The following is a 22,798-nucleotide window of genomic DNA, read 5'->3' as shown; positions in this document are numbered from 1 at the left end:
CGATGCGCGGCATCAGCTACAACCAGGACGACATCCGGGAAGAGCTGGCGGCGCTGACTGAGGCCGCCAAGGGCGAACCGCCCTCGGAATTCAACTACACGCTGGCCGAAGGCCTTGCCAAGCGAGCACACGCGGCAGCGAATGCCTTTGGACGTATCAACTCGCTGTACGAGGAACTGCAAAAGCAGAACAACACCGCCAGCATCGGCCTGCATGCCTGGTTCGTCGCGCTTGGGCGACAGGTGCTGCGTAGCGGAGCCCCCAACAGTGCAGACCGGGCGCTGCACCATGGCCTGCGACTGACGTTGTTTGCGTCGGTGCATGAGGCCGCGCTCGACATTCGTCTGAGCGAAGCCGCTCGAAATGGACAATCGCTCAGTTCTCAACGCAGCGGTGGCCAGATTGCACGCTTTCTGGACCAGGCCTGGGCTGAGGGCTTGATGCAGGCAGACGGCAAGAAAAGTGACTTCTACAAGGTGCGTGCCGCCAGTTTGGTCTGCCTGCTGGAAGGCATGCTGATGGCGTTCAAGGCGCGGGAGCTGCCCGACAGTGATGCGCGAGTGAAGACCGAACTCCTGGCGGCTGCGATGACCACGGCAGCAGCTGGCTTTGAAATCGGCGCCAGCTATGTGGACCAGGTGGTAGCCCGATATGGCGCTAAGAGTGTGACCGGGAAAGGGGCAGCAGCGACATTGGGAAGGTTGAAACTGTGGGGCGCTGGATTGGCTGGTATCGGAGGTTCGCTGCTCGCGTGGTGGGATTTCACTGATTCTGCTGAGCATTTCAATAGCAGCCAGATTGGCACTTCCAAGCAGACTGAAAAAAACTCCAGACTCTTAGCCGCTACGTATTTTGCAAGAGGGATGGCCACAATAACCCTTTCGCTGGCAGAGTTAGGAACAGCAGTTGCGATTGCAAAGCCTCTCTTCGACTACCTATCTCAGAATGCAAAAACAAAAGCCGTGCGTATGTTTACCAAATCCTTGAGCATTCTGGCAAAAAACCTTGGAAAACAAGCCGCTCGCCTATTGCTTGCGCGCTTAGTATTAGGAGCATTTTGGGTAGGACTGGCCTTGACAATAATAATCTACATATTCGAAGACGACGCACTGGAAAAATGGTGCAAACGCAGCACTTACCGCTTAACAAAAAGCTCGAAGCCCTACTCGGACGAAGAAGAACTGGCAGAACTGTACTCAGCTTTCAATGAGGTCCTGTAATGTACTTGGTCGAATGGGGACTCTGGAAAATGGCCACTGAGTTCGAGGCCACACGCAAAGCATACGAAGCGGAACTGACAGCCAAAGAAAAGCGGGATAGCCAGGATTTATATGAAAACGAGATAGAGGAAGAGATGCACTTCCGATCGGTCAGTGACAAACCAGACGCAAGAGGCCCTATTTTCGCTTTCAACGATATCTTTTTAGAAATGCGCTGTGGAGGTTCGGAGGATAAACGCGGCCTTATTACGCTCGCCACACTCGGCGCTGTTGCTCCAGCCCTGATTCTCGGAATTATCATGACCACTGGGTTTGTTTGGATGGACATCACTGACCCTGAAGGGCGTTCCTTCGTCAACATCCTTGCTACACTTATAATGCTCTCAGTTACTTCGACCACAGTCTACCTTTACTCAAAATATGGAATACATCTAACCAGGCTGGAAATGCTGACCAGCCGACATTTGCTGATTCGCTTCAATCGAAAGACTCAACAGGTCCATCTTCATCGCCCCAGCTATTGTGGGGGGATAGTAACCTTCCCATGGAAGGCAACGTGGAGCACGGGCATCAGTCCAGAAGATGATTGGCTCAGCACGGGAATACGACTTGCCCTAATTTGGCACCCGAGCCGTACCGGTCTCCCGCACATGGAAATAGCCCAGATCGGCAAACAAGGCCAAGGCGGCAGTGAACTCCGCGACGAGTGGGAGTTCATTCGCCGCTACATGGAAGAAGGCCCGCACGCCGTCCCCCGCCCTCGCCTGAGCACCCAACTGCCCTCACCCATCCAGGCCTTCAGCGCCCAGTTCGAAGGCCTTGGTCGCTTCTTCCGCAAAAGCAGTTGGCTGTTCAAAGTCGTCCTGCTCATGATCTGGCCCGCCTTCGTCATCGTAGGTACCGGCCATTGGCTCAGCCTGCTGCTGTGCTGGCGACCACGTTGGCCAAAGGTCATCCGCGAGGCGGGTATGCCTGGCAAACCCGTCCCACCGGTGACGACCCTCAGCGACTACCCGCCGGCCATTCAAGAACGCCTGCTCGCCAACGCCGATCGCTGGCAGCTCAAGCCTGGCAAGCGTCCGGAGAAAAAACCACGCAAACCGCGGACGTCGAAGTCGAAGGGTGCACCGGCCCCATGATGTTCAAAATTCGACCGTGTACCCCACAATCACCCGGTTCTCATCCGCTGCATCGGCAAAGTTCGAGCGCATGCTCGCATTTCGCCAGCGCAGCGACACATGCCTGAGTGGCCCCGACTGCACCACGTAGGTGATATCCGTGGTGCGCTCCCACTCCCGCCCTTCTCCATCGTCTGTCGCCAGGGCTCTGCCCTTCACGCTGGCTATACGCTGCGGCTCCACCTGGTCGCCCTTCACATAACGCACATTGAACGTAAGCCCCGGGATACCCAAGGCGGCGAAGTTGTAGTCGTAGCGCAGCATCCACGCACGCTCGTTGGCCAAGGCAAAGGTGCTGACCTGCTGTTCACTGAACAGGTAGGTATCGGTACCGCCCACATAGGCGTACGCCGTGTCACCGCTCACCTTCTGATAACCACCACTGAACGTGTGGCCCTGAATGCTGTAGCCGACGTTGGTGCTGAGGGTCTGGTTGTCGACTTCACCCAACAATGCCCGGCCTTGCTGGCGAGCATTGAACCAGCGCCACTCGGTGAAGACATCCCCCGGCCCCAGGCGGGTCTTAAACTTGAACCCGGCAAAATCACGGCGGAACAGGTCCTCCAGCTTACTGGTGTGCAGGCTGAAAGTCAGGTTGTTCAGGGGTTGGTAGTCCGCACCAACGTAGTAAAGCCGGTCACTGGTGACTGTTGCCGAATAGGCCCCTTGCTGCGCCATGGCCGTCAGGTCTTCGTAGTCAGTGGAGTCGCGCAACTTGGTGGCATCGACTTGCAGCAAGGTAAAGGTAAACCGGTCCAGATCCTTGCTCACCAGCTGCGCACCGTTGAACCACTGGGGGAACAGCCGGCTGTTGTTGGACGCCAGCAGCGGCAATTGCGGGCTCAGGCCGCCGACTTTCAGTTCGCTCTGCGCCAGCCTGGCCTTGAAGGTAGCCACGACCTTGGCGTAGTCATCCGCCGCTCGTTTGTCGCTGCCCCGTGGCAGCAGGCCGGTGCCACTGCGGTCGGGCGAGGAGTCCAGCTTGAACCCAAGCATGCCCGCCGCATCCACGCCGAAGCCGACCACGCCGTCGGTGTAGCCAGACTGCAAGCGCAGCAGAAACCCTTGGGCCCATTCCCCGCGCCGGGATTGCGTGGCGCTGTCACCGTGAAAGTCGCGGTCGAAATAGAAATTGCGCAGTTCCAGGCTACCGCTGCCGTCATCGACGAAGGCAGCCTGGGCGGTTTGGCAGGCGCAGCAAAGCGCCGCGAGCATCAGCGATGCTCGCCGGAAACGGATGATCATGGGTGTGCCTTGTTCTTGTTGTTCGAAGACTCAGCGCCAATCAGCTTTTGGGGTTGCGCACGTAGCGCATCACCACCAGGCAGGCGATCAGGATCAGCGGGGCGATCGACAGCATGCCCATGTAGGTGCTGCCGGTAAGGTCATTGATCTTGCCCACCATCACCGGTGCGACGATACCGCTCAGTTGCCCCACCGAGTTGATCGCAGCGGTGCCTGTGGCGATCGCAAGCCCCGAGAAGGTCGACTGGGGAATGGTCCAGAAGATCGGGATGGCGATAAAGGTGCCTGCGGTAGCCAGCACCAGTGCGGCCATCATCGCCATTGACGAGTCGGAAAACAGGCACGCCAGCAGATAGCCGATGGCCGCTGCAAGCAGGCAATACACCAGGTAGCGCTTGCGTTCACCGGTACGGTCGGAGCGCCGGGTCAGTAGCACCATGCCGATACAGGCCACCGCATAGGGTAACGCCGACAGCACGCCGACCCAGAGCATGTCCTGCACGCCCGATGACTTGATCAGGTGTGGCATCCAGAAGTTAAGGCCATAGGACGCGGTTTTGACCACGTAGTAGATGAACGCCATGATCGCGACTTCACGGGTCAGCAGTACCCGCCAGAGCGAGCCGAGGATGGGTTTTTCGGTGCGTTTGTCCTGGGCCAGGTTTTCCTTCAGCACGTCTTTCTCTTCACGGCTCAACCATTTGGCCGCGTCGATGTCGCGGTCCAGCTTCCTCAGCACCAGCAGGCCCAGCACCACGCAAGGCAGGCCGGACATCAGGAACAGCCAGTGCCAACCGGCCAGGCCCAGCACGCCGTCCATTGTCCCCAGCAAAAAGCCTGCTGCCGGGCCACCCACCGCGCCGGCCAGCGGCACGGCAAGGAACCACAAACCATTCATCTTTGCCAGGTGTTTGCGGGGGAACCAGCACGCCAGGTAGAACAGGATCGCCGGACCGAAACCGGCCTCCATCACCCCGATGAGAAAACGCAGGAAGTACAGGGTGTACTGGGTATAGGCAAACACCAATGCAGCCGTGGCGAGGCCCCACGACACCATGATCCGGCAGATCCAGGCCGGCGCACCGTAGCGTTTCAGGCCCAGGCTGCTGGGCACCTCGAACAATACATAGCCGACGAAGAACATGCTTGCGGCCAGGCCATAGGCGGCATCGCTCAAGCCCAGTTCCTGCTGCATCTGGGCTTTGGCGAAACTGATGTTGATACGGTCGAAGTACGAGAACAGGAAGCAGATGATGGCCAGCGGCATGATGCGCCAGGCCACACGGCGGTAAAGCAGCAGTTCGTTGATGTGGCTGTCGGTGCGCTCACGCGCCAGTTCGCCGGTCATGGCAACCATGGTGGATCTCCATTCTTGTAATTATTGGAGAGCAGCAGCGCCTCGGCGGGCGCCACTTGCAGGGTTTTCAGCGGATGCGGATCAGCTTTTCCTTGAAGGCCTGGCCTTTGCCAACGTATTCGGTGGCGTTGCGCCGCATGGCGGCGATAGCGTCCGGTGTCAGTTCGCGCACCACCTTGGCCGGCGCCCCCAGGATCAACGAGTTGTCCGGAAACACCTTGCCCTCGGTGACGATTGCGCCAGCACCGACCAGGCAGTTATTGCCGATGACCGCGCCGTTGAGCACTACCGCCTGGATGCCAATCAGCGCCCCGTCACCAATGGTGCAGCCATGCAGCATGGCCTGGTGGCCGATGGTGACGCCCTGCCCCACGGTCAGCGCAAAGCCTGGATCGGCATGCAGCACCGCGCCTTCCTGTACATTGCTGTACCGGCCAATCCGGATGGGTTCGTTGTCTCCGCGCAGCACGGCCTGTGGCCACACGCTGACACCTTGTTCGAGGGTAACGTCCCCGATCACGCTGGCATCCTCGGCAACGAATGTTTCCGGGTGCAGGCTGGGCGCAAGGGTGTCGTATTGATAGATCGCCATCTCAAGCCCCCCTCACGCCGCGTCGTCGGTTTTCAGCACACCCGCCGCGCACAGCTCGGCAATGTGTGCATCGCTATAGCCCAGGTCGCGCATCACCTGGCGGGTGTGCTCGCCAATCCGCGCAATAGCTCGGCGCGGCTGCAGGCGCTGGCCGTCCAGCGACAGCGGCAGCAATGGCATCGGCGTGTGGCTGCCGTCTTCCAGTTGCAAGTCGGCCATGCCGCCGCTCTGTTGCAGGTGCGGGTCATCGAACAATTCTTCCGGGCGGCGGATGGGGGCGAAGGGAATGCCATTGGCTTCCAGCTGCAATGCCAATTGCCCGGCGTTCAGCGGTGCGAATACCTCGGCCAGGTGCGCGAGCAAGCGCGGCCGTTGCAACACACGGTCGTTATTGCTGGCGAGTGTCGGGTCATCCAGCAAGGCCGTCTGCCCCAGTAACTGGCACAGCGCATGCCACTGCCCTTCACCGGTGGCGGCGACAAACATCTGCTCGCCACCGGCGAAGGTGAACACGTCGTAGATGGCCCAGGCGCTGATACGGTTGGGCATCGGCGCCGCTGCCTCGCCAGTGACCACGTACTGCTGCATGTGCTGGGCGGCCAGCAGCACGCAGTTCTCGTACAGGGCGCTTTGTACCTCGCGGCCGGTGCCGCTGGTGTGGCGCTCGTTGAGCGCGGCCAGCACACCAATGGCACCGAACATGCCGCCCATGATGTCGTTCACCGAGCTGCCCGCGCGCAGCGGGCGGCCTACCGGCCCGGTCATGTAGGCCAGGCCGGCCATCATCTGCACCACCTCGTCCAGCGCCAGGCGGTTGTCATAGGGCCCGCTGAGGAAGCCCTTGTGCGAGGCGTAGATCAGCCGAGGGTTACGCTGGCGAAGCGCGGCGTAGTCCAGGCCCAGCTTGCGCATGCGCCCGGGCTTGAAGTTCTCGATGAACACGTCAGCAGTGTCGATCAGTTGCAGCACGGCCTCACGGCCCTCAGGCGTTTCGACGTCGACGGCGATGCATTGCTTGTTGCGGTTGAACGTTCGGAAAAAACCCGCCCCTGCGCCCAGCAGCCGGCGTGTGCCATCGCCACGCACCGGTTCGATCTTGATCACTTCGGCTCCAAGGTCACCGAGGATCATGCCGCAGGTCGGGCCCATGACCATGTGCGAAATCTCGACGACACGAATGCCGTCCAAGGGAAGTCTGGACATCGTGATATTCCTCGTGCGTGCGGGTCAGGCGTGGTGGGCTGCATTGGCGAAGTTGAGCGGCAATCCGGCGCGGGCAATGCAACCGTAAAGTGGCTCGTCCGGCAGCGCCTCACTCAGTACCCGGCGCGACTCGATCAGCGCAGGCAGGTCGATATCCGTGTCGTAGCCCATGCTCTGCAGCATGAACACCAGGTCTTCGGTGACGGTATTACCAGACGCGCCAGGGGCAAACGGGCACCCCCCCAGGCCAGCCAGCGAAGCGTCCAGCTCGCGGATGCCCTGTTGCACCGCAACCAGGCTGTTGGCCAGGGCCAGGCCACGGGTATCATGGAAATGCGCGGCCTTTAGACGGTCACCGGCAAGCGCACGCACAGCCTGCAGCACCTTCGCCACCTGGCCCGGGTTGGCGTAGCCCGTGGTGTCGCCTAACGAGACCAGGTCACAACCGGCTTCGATCACGTGGCGGGTCAGTGCGCAGAGGTCGGCCAGCGGCACTTCACCCTGGCGGGTGCAGCCAAAGGCAACCGACATGCCCGCCATGACCTGCACCTCGTGCAGGCCCATTTCGGTACGCAGTTGGCACATGCGCCCCAGCTCCTCGACCATTTCCCTGGGTGTGCGCCGCACGTTGGCCAGGCTGTGCGCCATGCTGACCGATACCGGGGCAACGATGCGGTGGGCGCCGGACTCGAATGCGTCCCGGGCACCACGCAGGTTCGGGGCCAGCACGGTGACGTGCAAGCCCGGGTATGTGAGGGCATGGGCCACCACTTCGCGGGCATCGGCCATTTGTGGCAGCAAGCGCGCCGGCACAAACGAGGCGACTTCCATGTGGCGCACGCCAGCGGCGTAGGCGGCGTCGATCCAGCGGCGCTTGGCGGCCGTCGGCATGATTGTCTGCAGGCTCTGCAAGCCATCGCGCATGCCGACTTCGTTGATTGTTATTGTTGTCATCACGGTCTCTCTGTCTGAAGCGTTGCGCCAGACTAAGAGCTGCATGGCAAGCAGAAAAGACGTGTTTCACGGGCTGATCCATCGTCAGCCACGATGGATCAGCCTGCCGATTGCCAGGCCGGTGCGCGCAGTAACAGGTGGTCGAGCAGGCGCCGCGCAGACAGCGACAGCGTGTGCCTGTCGCGCATGCAGATGACGAACTCGCCCAGCGCCCAGTCGTCGGTCAGCGGAATCACCCTTAGGTCGAACAGCGCTGCATAGCGGGCCACGGCCTCCTGCGGGAACACCGCCAGGCCCAGACCGAACTGCACCAGGCGATACGCAGCGTCGAACGAGGACACATACGAACGAAAGCGCAGCTCCCGGCCGGCCTGTTCTGCACTGTTGCGCATGAAGCTGTTCAAGGTGGCGAATGCCGACAGGCCCAGGTGTTCATAAGCCAGCGTCTCTTCGAAGGCAACCTGGCTGCGGCCGGCCAAGGGGTGTTCGGCGCCCACCACTACCGCCAGGTGGTCCTGTCGGTAAGGCACGAACTCCAGGTCGCCCACCGCCATGGACTTGCGGCAAACCCCCAGGTCCGCATTGCCTTCCGCCACACCGCGCACCACGTCCGGGCTGAAGCGCTCTTCGATATCGGCCTGGATCAGCGGGTTTTCCAGCATGAACGCCGAGAGTTCCTCAGGCAGGAACTCCATGATCGACGACACGTTCGCCAGTACCCGCACATGGCCTCGTGCCCCTTCGGCGTATTCGCTAAGTTCGCTGTCCAGTCGCTCCATGGCGCGGGTCATGTCCCGGGCATGTCGCAGCAGGGCCAGCCCCGCTGGGGTAGGCTCTACGCCGCGTTTGCTGCGTTTGAGCAAGGCGGTGCCAAACCGCGCTTCGATGTCCGAAATGCGTTTGCTGACGGCGGACGGCGCCATGAAAGCGCGCTCGCCGGCGCGAGCGATGGTGCCCTCTTCGCAAACGACGATGAACAGGTTCAGGGACAAGTGATCGAGGGGTTGCATTGCATCGCTCGGCGTGGGGAGGTGGAAGGCCGATGCACTGTAGCAAAGTTGGGACTGCACCCGCCTGTCGAGTCGCAAAGGCCTCCCCCCAATCCCCAATCCTGGGGGAAGGCTGCCCACCGTCGACAGCGTGTGGAATGCCCCGTTTAAAAACTGGATCCCTTGTGCCGCAAGGCCTTCAAGGCACTTTCCAGCTTTTGGCACAGCTCTTGCCGATCTCCTCCCAGACGCCCCAAGTCCATGGGCCCGTTTGCAGGAGGAATAGACTCATGCACCGACCGATACCCCACCCGCTGGCAGTGGCGATTTTCGCCGGCATGCTCCAGCTCCCGGCGCAGGCTGCCCTGAACGCTGTCGATCCAGGCGCCTACGTCCCCGCCAACGGCGGCTTCCCTGCCTGGTACCAGGACAGCCACGGTCGTACCCTCGACCTGTGCCTGACCAAGGCGGTCAGCTCCAGGGTTGCCGGCGCACCCGGCGCACCGGCGTACATGTGTACGCTGCTGCCCACGCCGGGCGTATTCGACGATACGCAACCTATTGTCTTCCCCACCAACTTCCCTGACGAAGCGTTCTGGTTCACTGCAGACGCCGCCATCGTCGACGCCGCCCGTGGCATCGACCTCAGCTACGGTACCGCGATCGAAGCGGCATTCGCCGCCGAAGAGCCGGTCGAGGGTGACCAGGTCAGCTTCGCCCGGGTGCGCATCCGGGTCGATGTGCCTACCGCTGGCACCTACGTGGTCACCCACCCCTACGGCGTCGAAGTGTTCGACGTGCCCGCCGCCGGGCGCCGGGCGATCAACATGACCCGCGACATCGGCATTGCCGGCGCAGGCGACTTCACCGGCGCGCTCAAGGGCGATGTCGGGCCTTTCCTGCGCAGTGTCAACGGCCCCTACACCGAAGGCAGCGAGCGCTTCATCGGTGACCCGAACCTGGATGAACGGGTAACCGGTAGCCCATTCAACACCAACTTCGTACGCATCGAAGGCCCCGGTGGCATCGACCTGCGTACCGAGCTGTTCTCGATATCCGGCAAGCTCTCGACCGTCGCCCTGCCAACCCCGCTGATGCCACAGCGCAGTACCTATTCGCGGCACACCGAAGACGGCAACCTGCGCGCCCAACAAGACATCTTCGTGATGGCCCCGCCGCCACCGGCCAGTGTCACCCTGACCAGTCAAACACCCAGCCTGAACCTCACTGAGGCCAACGGCACCGGCGCCTGGTATGCGCAGTCGGCCCTCAACCCGGCGGCAGGCAGCATCCTGACGCTGACCGCCGACAACAGCGTGGCGATCCCGACCAGCAGCCTGACCACCCGCAACGTGCCATTGACCGACCTGGTGACCATTACCCAGGCCCAATACCGCCTGTCCACGGGCGAACTGACCCTGGTGGCCAGTACCAGCGACGAAACGACCCCGCCAGTGCTTACCGCACACACCGGCAACGGCACGTTGATCGGCAACCTTGGCGGCACCGGCGCCGTGAAAACGTTGAGCATGACCCTCTCGCCCATCCCGCCGGCCAAGGTGCAGGTCACCAGTGCCAATGGCGGTAGCGACACCGAAGACGTGGTGCTGGTGCCATGAACAGACAAAGGCTCAGCCTTCAAGGAGGCCGCATGAACACTTGGTCGCGCCGTGCGCTGTTCGCCGCCGGTTTTTCCCTCACCGTTACCAGCGCCGCCTTTGCTGCGCTGTCTGAAGTCGACCCAGGGCCTTACACCTTCGCCACGGGCGGCTACCCCATGTGGTACAAGGACAGCCTCAACCAGTCCCTGGAGCTGTGCCAGTCACGCGCCACCAGCACCCGGGTACCCGGCACCCCCGCCGCGCCATCCTACATGTGCACGCTGCTGCCAGAGCCCGGCATCTACGACGATGCATTGCCGTTGGTATTCCCCGACAACTGGCCGCCAGAGATGTTCTGGTTCCTGGCCGAGGCCACCATCCCGGCAGTCGGCAACAGCGGCTATGAACTGGATGCCTACGTTGCCGGCCTGGAAGCAGCCTTTGCCGCCGAAAACCCGGTAGACGGCGACCAGCAGAGCTTCGCCCGCATTCGTATCCGCGTCTCGGTGCCGCGCGCCGGTACCTACACCATTACCCACCCCTACGGTGTGGAAACGGTCAACGTCACCACGCCAGGCCGGCGGGCGATCAACATCACCCGCGACATCGGCATCGGCGCACCGGGCAACTTCACCGGGGCACTCAACGGTGCACTCGGGCCATGGTTGCGCGGGGTTGGTGGGCCTTACACCGAGGTCAACCCGGACACCGGTGCCACGGAAACCTTTATCGGCGACCCGAATCGCCCGGAAGCCGTGGTCGGCAGCCCGTTCAACACCAACTTCATCCGCATCGACGGCCCGCCCGGGCGCATCGAGACCGCACTGTTCACCGTATCGGGCAAAGTGCTGGACCAACGCGCGCAAACGCCGGTCACGCTGGAGCGAGCCACCTACTCGCGCACCGGTGGCGGCACCCGTGTAGAAGTGTTCGCCAAGGCCCCGAGAGAGGCCAGCCTGTGCATGCGCAATGGCCTGGCCCTGATCGGCACGCCCCCTTCGCCGTGCCAGTTCAACCTGACGGCGGACAACAACGGCCTGTTCTTCAGCCAGCAACTTAGCCAAGACGAACCGCCTGCGGTGGTGGTGGTCACCGCCAGCAACAGTGCTGGCGGCACCCAGCCGACCGCGCTGTCGAGCAAGTTGACCGATGTGGTCAAGGTCAGCACTGCACGCTATGACTGGGCCAACAAACGCCTGCTGATCGAGGCCATGTCCAGTGATGAGGTCGTCATCCCCGACATGCTCGCCCAAGGCTACGGCCGCATGTCGAAAGCGGGCACGCTGCAAAGCATCACGGTCAACGACGTGGCACAACCGCCAGCCACCGTTACGGTCAAGTCTGCCCACGGGGGCAGCGATGTAGAACCGGTGATCGTGGTCGGCAACGCACCGGTCGAGGCAGCCAACCAGCCACCGCTGGCCCAGGCCGATGTCGGTAGCACCAGTGTCGGTGTGCCAATCACCCTCAACCTGCTGCAAAACGACAGCGACCCGGACGGTAACGTGCCGTTGACCATCAGTGACCTCACCCAACCAGGCACCGGCCTTGGCGGCGTGGTGCTCAACGGTACCACCTCGGTCACCTACACCCCGCCAGCCGGGGCTACGCAACCACTGGTGGCCACCTTCAGCTACCGGGCGGTGGACGCCAAGGGCCTGAAGTCGGAACCGGCAACAGTCACCATCAACGTTGCACCCAACCAGGCTCCAACCGCCAACCCGGAAACCGTCGCCACCCTGAGCGTGCCTTTGACCATCAACGTGCTGGCCAACGACACCGATCCGGAAGGCAACGTGCCGTTGGCTGTTGCGACCGTCACCCAACCGGCGGCAGGCCGAGGCACCGTCAGCACCGATGGCACCACGGTGACCTACACCCCACCGGCCACGGTAACCGCAGCCTTCACCACCACCTTCACCTATCAGGCACGTGACTCGCTGGGGGCGCTGTCCACCCCGGGCACGGTCACCGTCAACGTGTCGCCAAGGCCAGCCGCCGAAACCTTCACGGTCACGGCAGCTACCGTCACGGCACGCTCCAACAACCGTTACAACTGGGATATCAGCGGTACCTCATCGGTTACCACGGGCAACGTTGTCACGGTCCGGGTCACCACTACCACCGGGGTGCAGACGCTGGGTACCGCCACAGTGCCGGTTACCGGCCGCTGGCGCCTGGCCGTCAGCAACAGCACCACGATAATCCCGACCGCCGCGCCGACGGCGACCATCACCACCAGCCCGGGTACTACCCGCACCGTCAACGTGGTTGTGCAGTAAAGGCGGGGAAACGCCATGAAACGCCTGTATCCACTGCTGCTCAGCCTGGCCCTCGTGGGCCAGGCCAGCTGGGCCGACGACCTGATGGACAATGCCGACCTTGCGCCCGGCAACGACCTCGGCGACCCGGTGATCATCCGCCTGCTACCGGTCGGTGCCGGTCAGGCTGCGGTGATCGAGCAGCAAGGGGCGGGCAACCGCGCCGCCCTCGACCAGAACGGCCAGGCCCTGCTGGGCCGCATCGTCCAGGCCGGCGGTGCGCAGGAAGCGTACATCTTGCAGGAAGGCAGTGACCTGATGGCCAGCATCAGCCAACAGGGAAATGGCAACAGCGCATCGATCCGCCAGAGCGGCAGCGGCAACAGTGCAGCCATCGAGCAGATCGGCAACGACAACAGCGCCAGCATCGTGCAGTCCGGCTCGGGCCTCAACAGCTCCGTGACCCAGACCGGCAATGGCCAGCATGTGCAGATCACCCAATACCGATAGACCTGGAGGCACCACCATGTACAAGCTCGCTCCGTTAAGTGCCGCTATCGTCCTGGCCCTCGCTGGTCAGGCCATGGCTGCTGACAGCACCTCGTCCCAGACCCAGGACGGCAAGGAAAACATCGCCGAAGTCAGCCAGACCCAGGCGTCCTTCGCTTCGGCCACCCAGAACCAGACCGGCAAGGGCCACAATCACCTGGCCGTGCAAACCGAAAGTACCAGCGATATCCAGCAGAGTGCCACCGGCCAGTACAACGCGGGCTATGCCGAGCAGTTGTTCGAAAATGGCAGCCAGATCAAACAGCAAGCCGCAGGCAGCTACAACGATGCTTTCGCCAGCCAGTCGGTGGGGCTGAACAACGAATCGCTGCAAACCCAACAAGGTGTCGGTAACAAATCCACCGTGTGGCAGGACAGCCAGGAAGGCAGCAAAGCCACCACCTGGCAATCCGGCCAGCGCAACGAGGCCTTCATCGAACAGACCTTCGGAGGCAGCAACAACCGCAGTACCGTCAACCAGACCGGCCAGGACAACTATGCCGCCGCCGAGCACCTGAACCATGTCGACGGCGACATCCAGGTCTACCAGGATGGCCACGACAACTGGGCTTACGGCGACCAGCGCGAAGGCACCGGTGGCACCATTGGCATTGGCCAGTACGGTGGCGGCAACTCGGTTGAAGTGTGGCAGGACACCCAGATTGGCAGCCAGGCTTCCGTGGTCCAGACCGGCCAGTCCAACGAAGGCTATATCGACCAGAGCTTTGGCATGAACAACAAGGTCAGCCTGTCGCAGCAAGGCAACGCCAACGCCAGTTGGTCGGACCAGTTCGAGACCAACAACTCGACCACCACCATCACCCAGACGGGCAACAACAACCTGCATTTCACCTATCAGAATGGTGAAAACCTCAACCTGACCATCAATACCAAAGGCAATGGCAACAGTATCACCGCCAGCAACTGGAAAGGCGCCAAGATGGGCGGCCAGTTCGGCACCAATCAGAACGCCACCATCAACCAGAACGGTAACGGCAACGGCGTCAACCTGACCCAGAACGGATCTGACCAGCTGGCCACGCTGACCCAGACAGGTAAAGGCAACCAGATGCAGACCAAGCAGGCCGACAGCAACAACGAGCTGTATTTCGAGCAGAACGGTACGGACAACATCCTGATCGCCGACCAGCGCGGTACCGACAACTACGCCTACGGCAACAGCCAGGGTACTGGCAACACCATCACGCTGGACCAGTCCGGGTACAGCAACCAGAGCTACACCAACCAGCTGTACGGTAGCGGCAACGAAGCCACCATCAAGCAGACTGACAGCATCAACGTCGCCTACGTGACCCAGGGAGGCCAGGGCAACAAGGCGTACGTCGACCAGAGCGGTATCGCCCAAACCGCCACCATCACCCAGCTGGGCAGCGCGAACCTGGCCACCGTGACCCAGAAGTAAACGACTCCCCCCTTGAACCGCGGTGCTCCTCTCCCTGGTGCCGCGGTTCCTTTTTCTCGATTGCACATGCCGGGATACAATGCCGTAACCCTTGAACATGTGCAGTGCCATGATCCAGTCCGACCTCGACCTGTTCGGCCCTCAGCCACAACGCCTGGCCAGCCACACCGTGCTGCTGCCCGGCTTCGCGCTGGGCGAAATCGAACCCCTGCTGGACGCTTTGCGCCCGGTACTGCGCGCCGCGCCGTTCCGGCACATGCGCACACCGGGAGGCCTGCCCATGGCCGTAGCCTTGACCAATTGCGGCACGCTGGGTTGGGTGAGTGATGAACACGGCTATCGCTACAGCGCCACCGACCCGCTCAGCGGCAAGCCCTGGCCCGCCTTGCCCCCGGTGATACTGAGCCTGGCCGCCCGCGCTGCGGCAATGGCGGGTTTCGAGGGTTTTGTCCCCGACGCCTGCCTGGTCAACCATTATCTGCCCGGCACCCGCCTGAGCCTGCACCAGGACCGTAACGAGCAGGACTTCAGCCAGCCGATCGTGTCGTTTTCGCTGGGGTTACCGGCCGTGTTCCTGCTTGGAGGCCTGCAGCGCGCCGACAAGACCCAGCGCGTACCCCTGAGCCATGGCGATGTGTTGATCTGGGGCGGCGAAGACCGCTTGCGCTTTCACGGCGTGCAGCCCATCAAGCCCGGCGTCCATCCGCGCATGGGCGAGCGGCGGATCAACCTCACCTTGCGCAAGGCCGGTGGCTGACACAAACACGATGAACGTGCATGAAACACGTTGAACATCTTGGTTTGGCAAGCTTCAAAGGATAAGCCGCGTTCTCACACTCAGGAGCCAGCCATGCCGTACTTGCCTTGCCCGATGCCCCCGCACGACTCACCGGCCGCACGCTCATGAAAATGCCCGGTCGTGCACCCAATGCCTCGCTGCAACTCGATTACGTGCGCGACACCCTGTTTGGCCCGGTGGCGCAAAGCGTGGAGTGCCAGTGCCAACTCGCCGCCCTCAACCTGCAGGGCCGGCCAGCGTTGCGTTTGCACATTTGTCCGCCACTGCCCGACAAGGTCGACCGGGCCCACAGCGTGGCGTTCATTTGGGACGGGCGCAGTTATCACGGTGTCGTACGTGACCAAGGCAAGTGCGGGGATGGTGGTTTGAACCTGTTGCTGGAACTGCAGTAAGCCGGATAACGCAAGTACACCCGGCCAGCTCAAGCCGGCCGGGTATACATCGGCTCACTCAGGCAATGGCCTTGAGTGGCACCGGGTGGCTGTCACGCAGCGCGTGCAGCTGCCCCACCAGGTGGACCAGGTCACGGCAGCTGTTGAGGCTTTGCAGCGGGACCCCACTCAGGGTCACGCCCTCGTCGAGACTCTGACCCTGACCCAGGCGGATGGTCAGGTTGGTGCCATCCAGGCAGCTGACTTCACAGCGATCAGGCAAGCAGGCCTGCTCGATCAACTGCCGCATCTCTAGCATCGAAACTCCAATCAACGACATGGTACGACCCTCTCTGTGGGATGGCCTGTTGTGTGGATTTACGCCCTTGTGCGGCGAGGCGCCAATTGATATTGCGCATGCCCGGGCAGGCCTCCATGCGCCCGGGCAATGATGATGCTGGGAATCCTTTAGCACCTTAGTGGATGATTGCCAGCAGGGGCCGTGTGTTCGATCGCAATCGCACACTTGGCGACGGGTGGTATTGGCAGCGTTCATGAGGGCGGGCTATCGCTCAGTGGGCCGCACCACCACGTTCGTCCTGCATCTGCCCAAACCGCCCGGCATGGAAGTCGTCGAACGACTCGGCAATTTCCGCCTGGCTGTTCATCACGAACGGGCCATAACCGACGATCGGCTCATCGATAGGCTCGCCACTGAGCAACAGCACACTGGCACCTTCCAGCGCTTCGACAGTTACATCCTCGCCACCTCGGTCCAGCAGCACCAGGCTCGATGGCCCGGCATCGCGTTCACCGTTGACCTGCACGCTACCGCGCAACACCACCAGCGCCGCGTTGCGCCCGGCGGCCAGCGGCAGTTGCAGGGCCACACCGGCGTTCAGCCGCAGGTCCCATACATCCAAGCGGGTAAACGTCCGCGCAGGGCCGGTATGCCCACGGTAGCTACCGGCAATTACCCGCAAGCTACCGCCCTCGCCGTCCAGCGTGACTTCAGGGATGTCCTGCGCCAGCAACGTCTGATACCCGGCCGCTGCACGCTTGTCTCGCGCCGGCAGGTTGACCCACAGCTGCACCATCTCCAGCGTACCGCCACTGCGGGCAAAGGCCGGGGAATGGAACTCTTCATGAATGATGCCGTTGGCTGCGGTCATCCACTGCACGTCGCCAGGGCCGATCAGGCCGCCAGCGCCCGTGGAGTCACGGTGCTCCAGCTCCCCTTGGTAGACGATGGTGACCGTCTCGAAGCCGCGGTGCGGGTGCTGGCCAACGCCACGCCGTGCGTTGGTGGGGGTGAAGTCATGGGGCCCGGCGTAGTCCAGCAGCAGGAATGGACTGATTCGGCTGGCCAGGTTGTCGTAGGTGAACAGGCTGCGCACCGGGAAGCCGTCACCCACCCAATGAGCGTGCGGGCTGCGGTGGATACCCAGGATCTGTTTCATGAGAAGGCTCCTCTCTTGGCTGAGTTAACCTTATCAATGGTGGCAATCTGGCGGTAGCCAGCGGAATTGGCATGCATCGTTCCATACATGGAACAGTTAGCCCTGCAAGAAGGCGAGCACCTGCTGGACCGCCGCAGCCGGGTCTTCCTGCATGAAACAATGACCACCCGCAACTTGCTGTGCAGTCACGGTGCGGTTGAGCCCCGCCAGACGGTTCACTGAGTGCGGCACGAAGGGGTAAGTATGCTCGCCATACAACACCCGCGTCGGCGTCGTGATTGCGGCCAGGTTTGCCCACATGCGCTTGGGGAATGAACTGAAAATTTCCACTTCCCGGCTGGGCCGGCACTTGAGTACCACGGCATCACCGCAATCACCGATGGCATGTTCGACATAGGCCTGCAGCGCCGCATCGGCCCAGCCCTTGAAAATGCCCCGCCCTTTCAGCGATGCCAGAGCTGCCTCGCGATCGGGCCAGTGGCTGCGGCGGCCGGCAGCCTTGCGCGCCAGGGCATGGCGTTGGTGCAGGCCAACCAGAGCAGCAGCCCCCATCACACCGATCATGCGCCGGCTGAACAGTACCGGGTCAAGCAGCACCGCACGGGCAAACAGGTGTGGCTCACTGGCCAGGATCAGCCCGGTGAGCACGCCACCAAAACTGTGGCCCACGGCAAACCGGGGAACATCGCCATACTCGCCACGCCCGGCCTGAAAAGCTTCCACTGCCAGCTCGGCTGTACGGTTCCACCCCCGAAACACACCGCCGTGATCGCTGTCACCATGCCCCTGAACGTCGCAAAGCCACAGGTCAAAATGCTCGCCCAGGCCCATCAGCAATGGCTGGTAGGCCAGGCAACAGAAACCGTTGCCGTGCAAGAAATGCAGCAGCGGCTTGCCACTGGCCGGGGTTCGCCAGCCACGCAGGGTGAAACCTTCGGCGCATTCGTGGGACCAGGGAATCAACTGCATCGGTTTGCTGTACTCGCGGGGCTAGGAAAACGCTGATTCTACAAATAGCAGCGGGTACAGTGAAATCACCAGCAACAAGGCCATCAGGACATTGAACAGCATCAGCCAGCGGGGGTTCTGCAACAGATTGCGCAAGGCGCTGCCAAACATCACCCACACGCCGACGCTGGGCAGGTTGACCAATGCGAACAAGGCCGCGATCACAATCACGTTCGTCACATAACCTTGCGCGGGTGTGTAGGTGGTGATCGCCCCCACTGCCATTACCCAAGCCTTGGGGTTGACCCACTGGAACGCCGCTGCCCCCCAGAAACCCAGCGGTTTTCGGGTGCTGGACGAGGCCGTGCCGACCGGCCCGGAGGTGGCGATCTTCCAGGCGAGGTAAAGCAGGTAGACGGCGCCGGTGTAGCGCAGCACGGTGTAAAGCGGCGGCCAGGCCTTGAACACTTCACCCAGGCCCAGGCCTACGGCCAGCACCATCACCATGAAGCCGACGCTTATGCCCAGGGCGTGAGGTATTGAGCGGCGCACACCAAAATTCACCCCCGAGGCCAGCAGCATGGTGTTGTTGGGGCCAGGGGTGATGGAAGACACGAAGGCAAACAGCACGAAGGCGGTCAGCAGATCGGCAGAGGCAAGCATGGCGGGCATTCCACTTTCGTTATAGGTGCTGTCACACTAGCGGAGTCGCCCTTCCCTGCGACCTGTACAGTTGCATTAAATTTTGTGAATACACATCACTGTACCGCAAACCTGGATCAAGGAAGCCGTCACCATGAGCCTCACCATTCGCCCTGCCGTTCGTTCCGATGCCGGGCAGATCCTCGCGTTTATCACCGAGCTGGCCGACTACGAACGCGCCCGCCACGAGGTAGTCGCCACCCTTGCCGACATCGAGCACAGCCTGTTTGGCGAGGGCAGCACGGTACACAGCCTGATGTGCGAGCGCGATGGCCGGGCAGTCGGCTTTGCCGTGTACTTCTACAGCTACTCGACCTGGCTCGGGCGCAACGGCATTTACCTGGAAGACCTGTACGTTACCCCCGAACAGCGAGGCGACGGTGCCGGGCGGCAACTGCTACGACATATTGCCCGCGAAGCGGTGGCAAACAAGTGTGGCCGCCTGGAATGGAGCGTTCTGGACTGGAACGAGCCGGCGATCGGCTTCTACGAGAAGCTCGGTGCCGAGGCGCAGGATGAGTGGGTGCGCTACCGGCTGGATGGCGAGAAGCTGACGGCGTTTGCCCAAGGGTGAACGGACTGGGGGCTGCTTTGCAGCCCCCAGTGTCTCGCAGCTATCTCATTCCCGCCGCCATACCGCTCCGGCAATGTCGACCCGTTTTGGCAGGATCTTGTTGTCAAAAAACAACGCCGCCGTGCGCTGCTGCGCTGACACGATTTCATCACTCACCGGCAGCACCGGTGATGCCGGCCGGTGGCTGAAACTGCGCTGCACCACCGCCTCCGGCAAGCCCATGAACTGCGCCAGCAAGCGGATGCTCCCAGCCTCATCGCTGCGGGTCAGCGCCTCGGCCCGGCTGATTTCATCGAGCAACTGGCCGACAAAGGCGCCATGGGCTTGGACATAGGTCCGTGAGCCCAGCATGAACGGCCCGATCAGCCCCAACCCTTGGCCGTCGGCCAACAGCCGCGCCTTACCCTCCAGGTCGATGGCCGAGTAGAACGGGTCCCAGATCGCCCAGGCATCCACACTGCCCCGCTCGAACGCCGCCCGGGCATCGGCGGGTGCCAGGTACACCGGCTGAACATCGCGAATTCCAAGCCCCGCCTTGGCCAAGGCACGCAGCAGCAGGTTGTGCGCGCTGGACCCCTTCTGCAGGGCAATGCGCTTACCCTTGAGCTCGCCCACTGCGCTGATCGGGCTGTCCTTCGGCACCAGAATCACCTCGGCCTGGGGCTTGGCCGGCTCGGCACCGATGTACAACAGGTCGGCACCGGCAGCCTGGGCGAAGATCGGCGGGATATCACCGGTCGAGCCGATATCGAGGCTGCCGATGTTCAACGCCTCCAGCATCTGAGGGCCGGCCGGGAACTCGATCCACTCAACGCGGGTATTGGCAAATCGCTGCTCCAGCAGACGATGCTGCTTGGCCAGCACCAGGCTGATCGAGCCCTTCTGGTAGCCAATGCGCAAGGTAGCCGGGTCTGCAGCCTGGGCCGCACCGGCCAAGGCCACCCACAACAGCATGGCAAGGCGTAGCACGCGCATCGGTCACTCCTTCCAGTCGGTCGAGGGTTTTTCCCACAGGTTGATCCCGCCTTCCACGGCGTACTGGTCGATGGCAGCCAACTCTTCGGCGCTGAACACCAGGTTGTCGAGCGCTGCAACGTTCTCGATGATCTGCTCGGGCCGGCTGGCACCGATCAAGGCAGAGGTCACCCGTGGGTCACGCAGTGTCCAGGCCAAGGCCAGTTGGGCCAGGCTCTGGCCACGCTGACGGGCGATGTCGTTCAGGGCGCGTGCACGGGCGATGTTGGCTTCCGACAAGTGCTGGGGTAGCAAAGAACCCCCGCCCGCGCGGTTCACCCGGGCGTCGGCCGGGATGCCATTCAGGTATTTGTCGCTGAGCAAGCCCTGCGCCAGCGCTGTGAATACGATCACCCCGGCACCCAAGGCATCCGTGGTATCGAGCAGGTCGCGCTCGATCCAGCGGTTGAACAGGTTGTACGACGGTTGGTGGATCAGCAGCGGCACCTTCAGCTCATCGAGCAATGCCGCAATTTCTGCGGTTTTGCCGGCGGAATAGGACGAGATGCCGATGTACAGCGCCTTGCCCTGGCGCACGATGTCGGCCAGCGCGATGGCCGTTTCTTCCAGCGGGGTGTCGGCATCGAAGCGGTGCGAATAGAAGATGTCGACGTAATCCAGCCCCAGCCTTGCCAGGCTCTGGTCCAGGCTGGAAATCAGGTATTTGCGCGAGCTGCCGCCCTGCCCGTATGGCCCCGGCCACATGTCCCAGCCAGCCTTGCTGGAAATGATCAGCTCGTCGCGGTAGCTGCGCAGGTCTTCACGCAGCAGCCGGCCGAAGTTGGTCTCGGCGCTGCCATAGGGCGGGCCATAGTTGTTGGCCAGGTCGAAATGGTTGATGCCGGCATCGAAGGCAGTGTGCAACAAGGCACGCTGCGTGGTGATGGGCGTGGCATCGCCAAAGTTGTGCCACAAGCCCAGGGACAGGGCCGGCAGCACCAGGCCGCTGCGGCCTACACGTCGGTAAGGCATGCGCGCATAGCGCTCGGGGTTGGCGGTGTAGCTCATGGTTGGCCTCGTTCGGCAAAGTAAGGGTTGGCTGGGCGCTGCAAGCCCAGGTGTTCGCGCAGGGTGTGGCCCTGATACTGGCGGCGGAACAGTCCACGCTGCTGCAACTCGGGCACTACATGGCGGGCGAAGTCTTCCAGGCCCAGTGGCAGGTGCGGCACGAGCACGTTGAAGCCATCGGCGGCGCAGCCTTCGAACCAGGCTTGCAGCTCATCGGCAATCTGCACGGGGGTACCGACCAAGCTGTAGTGCCCTCGCCCACCGGCAATGCGCCGCCCCAGTTGGGCCAGGGTCAGCTGCTCGTTGCCGGCCAGTTCGGTGAGCAACTGCTGGCGGCTGCGCTGGCCGTCTTCGGTCGGCGGCAACTCGGGCAACGGGCCATCCAGCGGGTAGCCGGAAAGGTCGAAGTTGCCGAGCATGCGCCCAAGCAGGCCAACCCCGACACGCGGGTCGACCAGCGTCTGGAACTGTTCGTACTTGTCCTCGGCCTGCGCCTGGCTTTGCCCCACTACCACGAACACGCCGGGCATGATCTTCAGCGATTGCTCATCCCGCCCATGGCGGGCCAGGCGGCCCTTGAGGTCGGCGTAAAAGGCCTGTGCGCGTGCCAGGCTGGGCTGGGCGGTGAACACCACTTCGGCGCTTTGGGCCGCCAGTTCGCGGCCGGTTTCGGACGAGCCGGCCTGCACCAGCACCGGTCGCCCCTGTGGCGAGCGGGCGACATTGAGCGGGCCTTTGACACGAAAGTGTTCGCCGACATGGTCGATGGCCCGCACGGCTTGCGGGTCGTGGAACAGGCCACTGGCCTTGTCACGCACGAACGCGTCATCGGCCCAGCTGTCCCACAGGCCTTGCACCACTTGCTGGAATTCCCGGGCACGGGCATAGCGTTCGGCATGTGGAATATGCGCCTGGCGGCCGAAGTTACCGGCCTCGGCGGCAGCGTCGGAGGTGACCATGTTCCAACCGGCACGGCCTGCGGACAGGTGGTCCAGGGAGGCGAACTTGCGTGCCACATGGTACGGCTCGTTGTAGCTGGTGGTGGCAGTGGCGATCAGGCCGATGCGATCGGTAACAGCACTGAGTGCCGACAGCAGCGTCAGTGGCTCGAAGTACACCGAGCGGGCGCTGTGGCTGGCGAGTGCGTCACCGGGCGCAGCCACGCTGTCGGCGACGAACAAGGCATCGAAGCACGCGGCTTCGGCGATGTGTGCGGTGCGCTTGTAGGTGGCGAAATCCAGCGGGTCGGCGGGTACGTCCGGGTGGCGCCAGGCGGCCACATGGTGACCGGTGGCCATGAGAAAGGCACCCAGGTTCATTTGGCGGGGCATAGTGTTCTCCTTGGTCCGA

At 62.6% G+C, this 22,798-nt stretch carries 21 protein-coding genes and 1 pseudogene; 9 read left to right on the top strand and 13 right to left on the bottom strand.

Annotation, left to right across the window (positions count from 1 at the left end; all coding sequences use genetic code 11):
* Together D906_RS11900 and D906_RS11895 are read left to right on the top strand one after the other, a co-directional pair.
* Positions 1–1,220: pseudogene (locus tag D906_RS11900) on the top strand (hypothetical protein); the annotation flags it as partial.
* Positions 1,220–2,359 carry a DUF6708 domain-containing protein gene (locus D906_RS11895; protein ID WP_097156163.1) on the top strand — a complete coding sequence of 380 codons (1,140 nt, stop codon included), beginning with the start codon at positions 1,220–1,222 and terminating at the stop codon, positions 2,357–2,359. The pseudogene D906_RS11900 and the gene D906_RS11895, both read left to right, overlap by 1 nt.
* A gap of 3 nt (positions 2,360–2,362) precedes the next feature.
* Here D906_RS11895 and D906_RS11890 read toward each other — a convergent pair whose 3' ends face one another.
* From D906_RS11890 to D906_RS11865, 6 genes are all read right to left on the bottom strand, one after another.
* Positions 2,363–3,643 (bottom strand): OprD family porin, encoded by a 1,281-nt coding sequence (locus D906_RS11890; RefSeq protein WP_027615209.1) that lies wholly within the window; start codon positions 3,641–3,643, stop codon positions 2,363–2,365.
* Positions 3,644–3,683: 40 nt separating this feature from the next.
* A complete protein-coding gene (locus D906_RS11885; RefSeq protein WP_019099236.1) occupies positions 3,684–5,000 on the bottom strand; it encodes an MFS transporter in 1,317 nt (438 codons plus the stop codon).
* Between the two features lie 67 nt (positions 5,001–5,067).
* Positions 5,068–5,592, bottom strand: coding sequence for a gamma carbonic anhydrase family protein (locus D906_RS11880; protein ID WP_019099237.1), 525 nt, complete (start codon positions 5,590–5,592; stop codon positions 5,068–5,070).
* Positions 5,593–5,604: 12 nt separating this feature from the next.
* Positions 5,605–6,795, bottom strand: a complete 1,191-nt coding sequence (locus tag D906_RS11875) for a CaiB/BaiF CoA-transferase family protein (RefSeq protein ID WP_025752913.1) — start codon at positions 6,793–6,795, stop codon at positions 5,605–5,607.
* A gap of 24 nt (positions 6,796–6,819) precedes the next feature.
* The gene (locus tag D906_RS11870; RefSeq protein ID WP_025752915.1) at positions 6,820–7,749 is read right to left on the bottom strand and encodes a hydroxymethylglutaryl-CoA lyase; all 930 of its coding nucleotides are present in this window, start codon (positions 7,747–7,749) and stop codon (positions 6,820–6,822) included.
* 98 nt (positions 7,750–7,847) lie between these two features.
* Positions 7,848–8,759: a LysR family transcriptional regulator gene (locus D906_RS11865; RefSeq protein WP_019099239.1), complete on the bottom strand. Its 912-nt coding sequence runs from the start codon at positions 8,757–8,759 to the stop codon at positions 7,848–7,850.
* Positions 8,760–9,028: 269 nt separating this feature from the next.
* Here D906_RS11865 and D906_RS11860 point away from each other — a divergent pair, with 269 nt between their 5' ends.
* The 6 genes from D906_RS11860 (at position 9,029) to D906_RS11835 (ending at position 15,763) form a co-directional block, all read left to right on the top strand.
* Entirely contained in the window at positions 9,029–10,357 is a 1,329-nt protein-coding gene (locus D906_RS11860; RefSeq protein ID WP_019099240.1) for a hypothetical protein, read from the top strand.
* A gap of 32 nt (positions 10,358–10,389) precedes the next feature.
* Positions 10,390–12,621: an Ig-like domain-containing protein gene (locus D906_RS11855; RefSeq protein WP_027615208.1), complete on the top strand. Its 2,232-nt coding sequence runs from the start codon at positions 10,390–10,392 to the stop codon at positions 12,619–12,621.
* Between the two features lie 15 nt (positions 12,622–12,636).
* On the top strand, positions 12,637–13,110 hold the full coding sequence (locus D906_RS11850; RefSeq protein WP_016714043.1) for a curlin: 474 nt from the start codon (positions 12,637–12,639) through the stop codon (positions 13,108–13,110).
* A 16-nt stretch (positions 13,111–13,126) separates the two neighbouring features.
* On the top strand, positions 13,127–14,572 hold the full coding sequence (locus D906_RS11845; RefSeq protein ID WP_019099243.1) for a curlin: 1,446 nt from the start codon (positions 13,127–13,129) through the stop codon (positions 14,570–14,572).
* A gap of 109 nt (positions 14,573–14,681) precedes the next feature.
* On the top strand, positions 14,682–15,329 hold the full coding sequence (alkB, locus tag D906_RS11840) for a DNA oxidative demethylase AlkB (RefSeq protein ID WP_027615207.1): 648 nt from the start codon (positions 14,682–14,684) through the stop codon (positions 15,327–15,329).
* 146 nt (positions 15,330–15,475) lie between these two features.
* Positions 15,476–15,763, top strand: a complete 288-nt coding sequence (locus D906_RS11835) for a hypothetical protein (protein WP_019099245.1) — start codon at positions 15,476–15,478, stop codon at positions 15,761–15,763.
* Positions 15,764–15,821: 58 nt separating this feature from the next.
* On the opposite strand, the gene D906_RS11830 is transcribed toward D906_RS11835, so the two are convergent.
* The 4 genes from D906_RS11830 to D906_RS11815 all read right to left on the bottom strand — a co-directional run bounded on the left by D906_RS11830 (position 15,822) and on the right by D906_RS11815 (position 18,822).
* Entirely contained in the window at positions 15,822–16,082 is a 261-nt protein-coding gene (locus D906_RS11830; RefSeq protein ID WP_016714039.1) for a DUF1652 domain-containing protein, read from the bottom strand.
* 232 nt (positions 16,083–16,314) lie between these two features.
* Entirely contained in the window at positions 16,315–17,202 is an 888-nt protein-coding gene (locus D906_RS11825) for a pirin family protein (RefSeq protein WP_025752920.1), read from the bottom strand.
* A 96-nt stretch (positions 17,203–17,298) separates the two neighbouring features.
* Entirely contained in the window at positions 17,299–18,171 is an 873-nt protein-coding gene (locus tag D906_RS11820; RefSeq protein ID WP_019099247.1) for an alpha/beta fold hydrolase, read from the bottom strand.
* Between the two features lie 21 nt (positions 18,172–18,192).
* Positions 18,193–18,822 carry a LysE family translocator gene (locus tag D906_RS11815; RefSeq protein ID WP_019099248.1) on the bottom strand — a complete coding sequence of 210 codons (630 nt, stop codon included), beginning with the start codon at positions 18,820–18,822 and terminating at the stop codon, positions 18,193–18,195.
* Positions 18,823–18,946: 124 nt separating this feature from the next.
* On the opposite strand from D906_RS11815, the gene D906_RS11810 reads away from it, so the two are divergent.
* On the top strand, positions 18,947–19,426 hold the full coding sequence (locus tag D906_RS11810; protein WP_019099249.1) for a GNAT family N-acetyltransferase: 480 nt from the start codon (positions 18,947–18,949) through the stop codon (positions 19,424–19,426).
* A 45-nt stretch (positions 19,427–19,471) separates the two neighbouring features.
* Here D906_RS11810 and D906_RS11805 read toward each other — a convergent pair whose 3' ends face one another.
* The 3 genes from D906_RS11805 to D906_RS11795 are packed head-to-tail and all read right to left on the bottom strand — an operon-like array spanning position 19,472 to position 22,779.
* Positions 19,472–20,401 (bottom strand): aliphatic sulfonate ABC transporter substrate-binding protein, encoded by a 930-nt coding sequence (locus D906_RS11805; protein WP_027609793.1) that lies wholly within the window; start codon positions 20,399–20,401, stop codon positions 19,472–19,474.
* 3 nt (positions 20,402–20,404) lie between these two features.
* Positions 20,405–21,448 (bottom strand): L-glyceraldehyde 3-phosphate reductase, encoded by a 1,044-nt coding sequence (mgrA, locus tag D906_RS11800; RefSeq protein ID WP_019099250.1) that lies wholly within the window; start codon positions 21,446–21,448, stop codon positions 20,405–20,407.
* Positions 21,445–22,779: an LLM class flavin-dependent oxidoreductase gene (locus D906_RS11795; protein WP_027615206.1), complete on the bottom strand. Its 1,335-nt coding sequence runs from the start codon at positions 22,777–22,779 to the stop codon at positions 21,445–21,447. The genes mgrA and D906_RS11795 overlap by 4 nt, the downstream gene beginning before the upstream one ends.
* Positions 22,780–22,798: the final 19 nt, after the last annotated feature.

Origin of the sequence: Pseudomonas sp. LAIL14HWK12:I1, assembly GCF_003202095.1 — a bacterium.
GTDB lineage: Bacteria > Pseudomonadota > Gammaproteobacteria > Pseudomonadales > Pseudomonadaceae > Aquipseudomonas > Aquipseudomonas monteilii.
Note: the sequence above shows the minus strand (reverse complement) of the source record. Positions and strands in the feature narration are given on the sequence as shown.

Coding starts and splice junctions, on each gene's coding strand:
- D906_RS11845 (WP_019099243.1), top strand. CDS start 13,127: ATGTACAAGCTCGCTCCGTTAAGTGCCGCTATCGTCCTGGCCCTCGCT.
- mgrA (WP_019099250.1), bottom strand. CDS start 21,448: ATGAGCTACACCGCCAACCCCGAGCGCTATGCGCGCATGCCTTACCGA.
- D906_RS11860 (WP_019099240.1), top strand. CDS start 9,029: ATGCACCGACCGATACCCCACCCGCTGGCAGTGGCGATTTTCGCCGGC.
- D906_RS11850 (WP_016714043.1), top strand. CDS start 12,637: ATGAAACGCCTGTATCCACTGCTGCTCAGCCTGGCCCTCGTGGGCCAG.
- D906_RS11865 (WP_019099239.1), bottom strand. CDS start 8,759: ATGCAACCCCTCGATCACTTGTCCCTGAACCTGTTCATCGTCGTTTGC.
- D906_RS11870 (WP_025752915.1), bottom strand. CDS start 7,749: ATGACAACAATAACAATCAACGAAGTCGGCATGCGCGATGGCTTGCAG.
- D906_RS11895 (WP_097156163.1), top strand. CDS start 1,220: ATGTACTTGGTCGAATGGGGACTCTGGAAAATGGCCACTGAGTTCGAG.
- D906_RS11810 (WP_019099249.1), top strand. CDS start 18,947: ATGAGCCTCACCATTCGCCCTGCCGTTCGTTCCGATGCCGGGCAGATC.
- alkB (WP_027615207.1), top strand. CDS start 14,682: ATGATCCAGTCCGACCTCGACCTGTTCGGCCCTCAGCCACAACGCCTG.
- D906_RS11820 (WP_019099247.1), bottom strand. CDS start 18,171: ATGCAGTTGATTCCCTGGTCCCACGAATGCGCCGAAGGTTTCACCCTG.
- D906_RS11830 (WP_016714039.1), bottom strand. CDS start 16,082: ATGTCGTTGATTGGAGTTTCGATGCTAGAGATGCGGCAGTTGATCGAG.
- D906_RS11890 (WP_027615209.1), bottom strand. CDS start 3,643: ATGATCATCCGTTTCCGGCGAGCATCGCTGATGCTCGCGGCGCTTTGC.
- D906_RS11875 (WP_025752913.1), bottom strand. CDS start 6,795: ATGTCCAGACTTCCCTTGGACGGCATTCGTGTCGTCGAGATTTCGCAC.
- D906_RS11835 (WP_019099245.1), top strand. CDS start 15,476: ATGAAAATGCCCGGTCGTGCACCCAATGCCTCGCTGCAACTCGATTAC.
- D906_RS11880 (WP_019099237.1), bottom strand. CDS start 5,592: ATGGCGATCTATCAATACGACACCCTTGCGCCCAGCCTGCACCCGGAA.
- D906_RS11885 (WP_019099236.1), bottom strand. CDS start 5,000: ATGGTTGCCATGACCGGCGAACTGGCGCGTGAGCGCACCGACAGCCAC.
- D906_RS11795 (WP_027615206.1), bottom strand. CDS start 22,779: ATGCCCCGCCAAATGAACCTGGGTGCCTTTCTCATGGCCACCGGTCAC.
- D906_RS11825 (WP_025752920.1), bottom strand. CDS start 17,202: ATGAAACAGATCCTGGGTATCCACCGCAGCCCGCACGCTCATTGGGTG.
- D906_RS11805 (WP_027609793.1), bottom strand. CDS start 20,401: ATGCGCGTGCTACGCCTTGCCATGCTGTTGTGGGTGGCCTTGGCCGGT.
- D906_RS11815 (WP_019099248.1), bottom strand. CDS start 18,822: ATGCCCGCCATGCTTGCCTCTGCCGATCTGCTGACCGCCTTCGTGCTG.
- D906_RS11855 (WP_027615208.1), top strand. CDS start 10,390: ATGAACACTTGGTCGCGCCGTGCGCTGTTCGCCGCCGGTTTTTCCCTC.